This window comes from Alterinioella sp. B-7 (assembly GCF_056857775.1).
Window position 1 is genome coordinate 111,032 of the sequence record NZ_JBSXNT010000020.1, and the last position, 8,010, is coordinate 119,041.

Consider the following 8,010-nt stretch of genomic DNA (forward strand, 5'->3'; position numbering starts at 1 on the left):
AACACAGGTGCCGCGACCCCAGATTTAGGTATCCTGAACAGGAGAGGGCCAACAGATTGCCGGAATCAATCGGGATCGGTGCCCTCTTGCCAAGAACAAGGAAGGCTTGAATGCCAGAGCATACCCTTACGTACCCTGTCCTGCCGCTGCGCGATGTCGTGGTGTTTCCGCATATGATCGTGCCGCTCTTCGTGGGGCGCGAGAAATCGGTCCGCGCATTGGAAGAGGTGATGCAGGACGACCGCCAGATCCTGCTGTCCAGCCAGGTCGACCCAAGCGTCGATGACCCGGACGCGGATGGCATCTACCGCACCGGCGTGCTGGCCAATGTGCTGCAACTGCTGAAACTGCCCGATGGCACCGTCAAGGTGCTGGTCGAGGGCCGCGCCCGCGTGCGGATCACCGGTTTCGTCGACAATGTCGATTTCTTCGAGGCCAGCGCCGAGGATCTGGACGAGATCCCCGGCGATCCACAGGCGATCCAGGCGCTGCTCGGCACCGTCGCCGATGAGTTCGAGCGCTATTCCAAGATCAAGAAGAACATCCCCGAAGAGGCGCTGACTTCGGTGGCCGAAAGCACCGAAGCCGCCAAGCTGGCCGACCTCGTCTCCGGTCACCTCGGGATTGAAGTGGATCAGAAGCAGGATCTTCTGGAAACGCTGAACGTCGCCGAACGGCTGGAGAAGGTCTATGGCCTGATGCAGGGCGAGTTGAGCGTCATGAAGGTCGAGAAGAAGATCAAGACCCGCGTCAAATCCCAGATGGAGCGCACGCAGCGCGAATACTACCTGAATGAGCAGATGAAGGCCATTCAGAAGGAACTGGGCGATGGTGAGGATGGCGCCGGCGAAGTGGCCGAGCTTGAGGCGCGCATTGCCGAGACCAAGCTCAGCAAGGAGGCCCGCGAAAAGGCCGAGGCCGAGCTGAAGAAGCTCAAGTCGATGTCACCGATGTCGGCGGAAGCCACTGTCGTGCGCAATTACCTCGACTGGATGCTGTCGATCCCGTGGGGCACCAAGTCCCGCGTCAAGAAAGACCTCGGCCGCGCCGAGAAGGTGCTGGATGACGATCACTACGGGCTGGAAAAGGTCAAGGAACGCATCGTCGAATACCTCGCCGTGCAGCGCCGCAGCGCCAAGCTGAAAGGCCCGATCCTGTGCCTTGTCGGCCCTCCCGGCGTCGGCAAGACCTCGCTCGGCCAATCGGTCGCCAAGGCGACGGGGCGTGAATTCATCCGCATTTCGCTTGGCGGCGTGCGCGACGAGTCCGAGATTCGTGGCCACCGGCGGACCTATATCGGCTCGATGCCCGGCAAGATCATCCAGGCCCTGAAGAAGGCCAAGACCACCAACCCGCTGATCCTGCTCGATGAGATCGACAAGATGGGCCAGGATTTCCGTGGCGATCCCGCATCCGCCATGCTGGAGGTGCTGGACCCGGAACAGAACGGAACTTTCGTGGATCACTACTTGGAGGTGGAATATGACCTCTCCAACGTGATGTTCCTGACCACGGCCAACAGCTACAACATGCCGGGGCCGCTTCTGGACCGGATGGAGATCATTCCGCTGGCGGGCTACACCGAGGATGAAAAGCGCGAGATCGCCAAGCAGCATCTCATCGACAAGCAGGTCAAGAACCACGGGCTCAAGAAATCCGAGTTCTCGATCTCCGATGCGGCGCTGACCGAGATGATCCGCACCTATACCCGCGAGGCGGGGGTGCGGAACCTGGAGCGGGAGATCGCCAAGCTGGCGCGCAAATCCGTCACCAGGATCGTCAAGAAGGAAGTCGACAAGGTCGAGATCACGCCGGAGAACCTCGAGGACATGCTCGGCGTCAAGCGGTTCAAATACGGCCTCGCCGAAAAGGACGACCAGATCGGCGTCGTGACTGGCCTGGCCTGGACCTCGGTCGGCGGTGACCTTCTGTCCATCGAGGCGCTGCGCCTGCCGGGCAAGGGCCGGATGAAGACCACGGGCAAACTGGGCGACGTGATGAAGGAAAGCATCGACGCGGCCTCGTCCTTTGTGCGGTCCATCTCTCCGCAGATCGGGGTCAAGCCGCCCAAGTTCGACAAGCTGGATATCCACGTCCACGTCCCCGAGGGCGCGACGCCCAAGGACGGCCCGTCTGCCGGTGTGGCGATGGTGACCTCGATCGTGTCGGTGCTGACCCAGATCCCGGTTCGCAAGGATATCGCGATGACCGGCGAGGTGACGCTGCGCGGCAACGTGCTGCCGATCGGCGGCTTGAAGGAGAAGCTGCTGGCCGCCCTGCGCGGTGGCGTCAAGACGGTGCTGATCCCGGCGGATAACGAAAAGGATCTGCCCGAGATCCCCGATAACGTGAAATCGGGATTGGAGATCATCCCGGTCTCGAACGTGCGCGAAGTGCTGAAACACGCCCTGATCCGCGAGCCCGAGCCCATCGACTGGGACGAGGAAGCCGAGGAAGCCGCCGCCGCCGCGCGGCTGGAGGCTTCGGGCGGATCAGCCGGAGCCACCGCCCACTGACAGCAAGACGAACCGCCGCATGACCGACATCATGCGGCGGTTTTTTCAATCCGCGGCAGCCGCCGCGAGAATAAGCAGGAAAATGATCGGCACAATGACACCGCCCGCGCTGCTGGTGGTGTCGCGGACGACCGTCCCTTGCGGCGTGACATAGGCGTCGCCTTCCTCATCCCCGCCTTCATCTCCGGCCAGGGCCGGGGTCGCCGTCAGAGCGATGCAGGTCAGGCCCGCCGCCAGAAGAGTTTTCATGATATCCTCCTTCAATTTGGCTCCGGGGCCAGGGAACGCCGCCCCAATCGTCACTCAACGCGTGTCATCTCCAGTCCCAACATGTCGTAATTCACCATCAGGTAACCGCTCGGATGCCGGATGACGGCCTCGGGTCGGTAGGATAGCACATCCTGCGCCATCACGCCCTGATAGGTGCCCGCCATCCCGATATAGCTGAACTGGTAGACCGGCAGGCCATTGGGCGCGGTGCCGATACGGGCAATATCGGTCTTGAGCCGTTCGTCGCTGACGACCGCACCGCCATAGCCCGAGCCGCCGCCGCTGGCCGCCCCCATGACCAGCACCACGAACAGGATCGGCACCAGCAGGTGACGCTCATCGGGTGCCGTCGAGGTCGCATCCTGGGTCACGATCTCGACCGATGTGGCCGGTGCGGTCTGCGCGGCGAGGCTGGTGGCCCCGGCAAGAGACAGGGCCGTCGTTGCGGCCAGAACGGTTTTCAACATTGTGTTTCCCCCTTCGGGACACTGGCAGCGCGCCCCGTTTCAATCAGAACCCAAATCTTCAGCAAACCGGTTTCAAAAGCAAGGAATACAGGCATTTGGTCGCAGTTGACCTTGGAACCGCCTGATATTCCCGATGAAATCACGCCGGTCGGGCCGCGTTCATTATGTCACAGTTTAATCCGGCGGCGATTCGCCAATGCTTGATTCGCAAGGGAATTTCGGCTTGGCTTTCCCGGCTGCACAAGAAATCTGCCAATAATTGACGTAGCTGGGGAATTTGAGAATGCTTACACGCCGTACCCTTCTGGGTGGCGCGGCCAGTTTTATGGCCATGCCTGCCCTTGTCGGACGGGCCCGCGCACAGGCGCGGCTCGAACATGTCTTGCCCGCCGGAATTACCCGCGGCGGGGCCACCACCATCACCCAGGTGCCGACGACACAGCCCGTTGTTGCGATGACCTTCGACGATGGTCCGCATCAAAGCCTGACGCCGCAATTGCTCGATATTCTCGCGGCCCGCGGCATCCGGGCGACCTTCTACGTGGTGGGGCGGCGCGTCTCGATGTATCCGCAACTGACCGCGCGTATCGCCAGTGAGGGGCATGAGATCGGCAATCACAGCTATTCCCATCCGCGCCTGATCAACCTCGGCAATGCCGGGCTGATGCATGAACTGGACCGCACCGCGCAGGCCATCCACCAGGTTGTGGGCCGCCCGCCGGTGACGATGCGCCCGCCCTACGGGTTGCTGTCCGAACGTCAGCGCCGCCTGATCAACGAGACGCGCGGGCTGCCCACGATCTTGTGGTCGGTCGATCCGCAGGACTGGCGCCGTCCGGGCAGCTCTGTCGTTGCCAACCGCATCGTCGGGGGCACAAGGCCCGGCGCGGTGATCCTGGCGCATGACATCATCGGATCCACCGTACGCGCCATGCCCGCCGCGCTGGATGCGCTGATCGCGCGCGGCTACCGGTTCGTCACCGTCTCGGAACTGGTCGGCTGGCCGCATTGGAACCAGCGCAATATCAGCCTGCAACTGGCCCAGGTCCAACCGACCTGAGGGGCGGAGTCGCGGTGGAATCTCTGGCGTGACAGGGCGAGTGGCGTTAAGCTTGTCCTCAATTCGGCAACAATACACGGGCAGGGACCACGGCATGGCCACGACAGCGAAATCCACCAAGACCACGACGCGGCGCAAATCGACCCCGGCGGGCAAGACCAAATCCGCGGCCCGCAAATCGGCCGCCGACAAGCCCGATCCGACGGCCCCGACCGAATTGACCGGCGTCACCGCCGCCCCCGAGGCGGACCAGTCCGAGGCGGAGGCGCCCAAGCCCAAGGTCGCGCCCGCCGGCATGTTCAAGATGCAAGAACTGATGGCCGCGCTGGAAGGCAAGTCCGAGCTCAAGCGCGCCGAGTTGCGCCAGACCGCGGGCCTCGTGCTGGAGGCGCTCGGCACCGCCCTGCATGAAGGCCACGACGTCGCGCTGCCGGGCCTTGGCAAGATCACCGCCAAGCGGCGCGAGGCCAAACCCAATGGCGACCAGATCGTGGCCCGGATCAAGCTGAACGCGACCGCCCCCGGCCCGATCCGCACGCCGGGTGTCGACGACGAGTAATTTTGCACCCTCCCCCTCTTGCAGCGCGGCGGAACCGGCGGTAAAAGCCGGTCCCACGGCGGGTGATTAGCTCAGTGGTAGAGCGCTTCGTTCACATCGAAGATGTCAGGAGTTCAAATCTCTTATCACCCACCATTCTAACCCATTGAAACCAAAGAAAGCCCTTGCATTGCAGGGGCTTTGGCCGTTCTTAGGTTACAGTTTTGGTTACAATCGGGGCTCCTCATGGCTGGCACGATCAGGCACCTCATCAACCGTTCCGGCAGATATCACGCGCGCCTCGTGGTTCCGAAAGACCTGCGGGGAATCGTCGGAAAGACCGAGCTGCGCACGGCGCTAGGTGCCGACTACCGGCAAGCAGTCAAGCTGCTACCCGGTGCCGTGGCGCAATTGCAGCACCAGATCGCGCAGGCAGAGCGTCGGGCGGGGCAGGGGCGTTCACAGACCTCACCAGCCCGCTACCCCCTCGCAGCGGACCAGATCGCGCTCAGCCATTACATGCAGCGGCTGGCCTTTGACAACGAGCTGCGCAACGATCCTCGATATGCCAGCATCCTTGTGGACGACATGCTGGTAGTCCGCCTGCGCGAGGCGATAGCAGGCCGCGCCAGGAACGACGAGCTGGCCGAATTGGTAGGTGATCAACTCGAGCGGTTCCGGGCGGCTGGCAACATCGACGCAGCACCCGGTTCGCATGAATGGCGCGTGATCGCGCGCGCCCTGTGCATCGCAGAGCTGGAGGCGCTAGGGCGCGTCATGGAGCGCGACGAGGGCGATTTCACCGGCACCCCTACATCCTCGATCATCAAGAACGCCGCAATGCCGGATGGCGCGGCTACGCCGGTCAGTCTAACGGGACTGTGGCAGGACTACGTGAACAGCCGCAAGCAGGCTGGATTCATGAAGGACAGCGGCAAGCGTCAATCCCCGGTGATCGAAAGCCTGCGCAAGTCTCTCAAGCACAACGACGCTAGCCGGATCACCAAGCGAGACCTGCTGACATGGCGTGACGACCTGCTGAAGAGGCTCTCCGCGACGACCGTGAGCACAATCTACCTTTCGACAATCCGGTCGCTGCTCACCTGGGCCGTCAATAACGAACGGCTGCAAGAGAATGTCGCGGCGGGTGTCCGACAGAGTAAGCCGCGCAAGGTATATGCCCGTGAGCGTGGCTATACCGATGCCGAGGCGGTGAAGCTGTTGAAGGCCTCACGCGCTTACGAGCCGCACGAGGATGAGAATGGATACATCCGCGAAAAGCCGCACCTGGTAGCGGCAAAGCGATGGGTGCCGATCCTCTGCGCATTCACCGGCGCGCGCGTGACCGAGATCACACAACTGCGCAAAGAGGATATCCGGCAAACAGAAGGTCAATGGTCAATTCGGATTACGCCGGATGCCGGTTCTGTAAAGACGGGCCAGTATCGAGACGTGCCGTTGCACCGCCAGATCATCTCTGAGGGTTTCGGGGAATTCGTCAGGACCGCCGCAGATGGGCCGCTGTTCCACGGCGGCACGGATCCGGCCACCTACGCCAGGAAGGCCCTGCGCATATCAAATCAGCTATCAGAGTGGTTGCGTAAGGTGGAGCTGACCACCGAGGGGCTGCAACCGAACCACGCTTGGAGGCACCGTCTCAAGACGACCTGCCGCGAACTCGGGATATCTGACCGCGTTGTTGATGCGATCCAGGGGCACGCCGGCAGAACCGCAGCAGATCACTATGGCGACGTGACGTTGAAAACCAAGGCCGATGCAATTGGAAAACTGCCGGACTACCCGATCAGATCCTGAGTGTCATAGCCGCCCAACAATTCCGAGCCTTTTGCGTTGATGCTAATTCACGGCGGCACGTCAGAAGCGTCCGTAGTGACTGGTCTGTGTGAGGAGCACCCTGGCGCGTTCGGCGAGGTCAAGGGAAACAGGCTCGCTGTCGAGCAGGCTCAGCCATAATGACTGTTCGCCGGCACCGATATTCAATCGATCCATCAAGTCGTTTGGGTCCATGCGGAGCTTTTCAACGAGCACGCGTAGTTCCTTAGATTCAGCCGGCGAGAGACGTGTGGATGATGTTAGTGTGGTAGGATCATCCTGCTCATAGACGTCTGTGACAGGTGGAGTGGAAAATTCGTCGTCAGAGGCCCCAGGACGGCCGCTGGAGGGGTATGTCGATGCAGGTGGGAGGCCCACGACGTCCGAAGTGCATGCGCCCTCAGCGCACTCCTGGCGACCGGAATAGAAGTCATCCGCAATGTCCAGATCGTCGATCTCGGCCTGGATGCGCATCTCCTCAAGCGCGCGCTTGAATGGCTTGCGCAGTGAACCTGTTGTCCATGGTTTTCGGGTCTGAGGCTTCCTGCTGAGAAGGTTAAGAGCGTTCTGTCCGTTCAGATGGTCAACACGCTGCGGCCAGCTCATCGCTAACAAGTTCGGATGCTTTTGGATCTGCTCAATGAGAGACTGGATCTTCTCGTCAACCCGGTCGAGGTTCCCAAGGGCACCGGCACGCCGATCTTCTGGGCGCAGGTTCGACCTCGTTCTCTTTGCTGACCGTTGACTTGCCTGGCCATGTGCAGACAGCTCAGCGATCTCACCCTGCGCTGCGCGAACGAGTTCACGCAACCGACGCTTGCCGACACGCCGGTTCGACGAGGTCGTGAGGATGTGAATGTCGTCGAGACCGAGGACCTTCAGGCTTCTTGTGTCGCGGCTGAGCCTGTCTATTGCCGTCACTACGATGGGAACTCCCTCGGCGCGAGCTCGAGTGATCGCAGCGCCTAATCCTGGCCTGGCGAGGCCGGCCGGGCCATGAGCCGGGCAGTCATCCTCCTCGATGGACAGGAGGTCGCAGGAGTGCCTCCTGGCCCACTGACGGATAGATTCGGCTTGCCCCTCCAGGCTGAGACCTTGATCGGCCTGCCGCTTGGTCGAAACTCTAATGTAGCCGACCGCCTTGTAACCCAGTGCCGACATGAACTGACGCTCCGACGATGTGGACAGGATAGTGTCCCCCGGCGTGGTGTAAGAGCGCCGACCTTCGGGAAGGCCCGGGTTCTGATCAGGACGCCACGGCGGGCAGCCTGACATTGGGATTGTCGTTCACGCGCGCGAGGGTTTCAAGGCTCATGTATCGGCGCG

7 protein-coding genes and 1 tRNA gene are annotated in these 8,010 nt (G+C 62.0%); 5 read left to right on the forward strand and 3 right to left on the reverse strand.

Going from position 1 to position 8,010, the window contains the following annotated elements:
* Positions 1-110: 110 nt before the first annotated feature.
* A complete protein-coding gene (lon, locus tag AC13C7_RS02990; RefSeq protein ID WP_482866554.1) occupies positions 111-2,516 on the forward strand; it encodes an endopeptidase La in 2,406 nt (801 codons plus the stop codon).
* A 45-nt stretch (positions 2,517-2,561) separates the two neighbouring features.
* Here the strand turns inward: lon and AC13C7_RS02995 are convergent, their stop codons facing one another.
* Positions 2,562-2,765: a hypothetical protein gene (locus AC13C7_RS02995; protein WP_482866555.1), complete on the reverse strand. Its 204-nt coding sequence runs from the start codon at positions 2,763-2,765 to the stop codon at positions 2,562-2,564.
* Between the two features lie 50 nt (positions 2,766-2,815).
* Positions 2,816-3,253: a tail fiber domain-containing protein gene (locus AC13C7_RS03000; RefSeq protein ID WP_482866556.1), complete on the reverse strand. Its 438-nt coding sequence runs from the start codon at positions 3,251-3,253 to the stop codon at positions 2,816-2,818.
* 283 nt (positions 3,254-3,536) lie between these two features.
* Between AC13C7_RS03000 and AC13C7_RS03005 the strand changes: the two genes are divergently transcribed.
* The 4 genes from AC13C7_RS03005 (at position 3,537) to AC13C7_RS03020 (ending at position 6,666) form a co-directional block, all read left to right on the forward strand.
* Positions 3,537-4,313 carry a polysaccharide deacetylase family protein gene (locus AC13C7_RS03005; protein ID WP_482866557.1) on the forward strand — a complete coding sequence of 259 codons (777 nt, stop codon included), beginning with the start codon at positions 3,537-3,539 and terminating at the stop codon, positions 4,311-4,313.
* A gap of 94 nt (positions 4,314-4,407) precedes the next feature.
* Positions 4,408-4,872, forward strand: coding sequence for an HU family DNA-binding protein (locus AC13C7_RS03010; RefSeq protein WP_482866558.1), 465 nt, complete (start codon positions 4,408-4,410; stop codon positions 4,870-4,872).
* A gap of 60 nt (positions 4,873-4,932) precedes the next feature.
* Positions 4,933-5,007 (forward strand) — tRNA-Val (locus AC13C7_RS03015).
* 90 nt (positions 5,008-5,097) lie between these two features.
* Positions 5,098-6,666, forward strand: a complete 1,569-nt coding sequence (locus AC13C7_RS03020; RefSeq protein ID WP_482866559.1) for a DUF6538 domain-containing protein — start codon at positions 5,098-5,100, stop codon at positions 6,664-6,666.
* A 60-nt stretch (positions 6,667-6,726) separates the two neighbouring features.
* Here AC13C7_RS03020 and AC13C7_RS03025 read toward each other — a convergent pair whose 3' ends face one another.
* Positions 6,727-7,845 (reverse strand): recombinase family protein, encoded by a 1,119-nt coding sequence (locus AC13C7_RS03025; RefSeq protein ID WP_482866560.1) that lies wholly within the window; start codon positions 7,843-7,845, stop codon positions 6,727-6,729.
* Positions 7,846-8,010 lie beyond the last annotated feature (165 nt).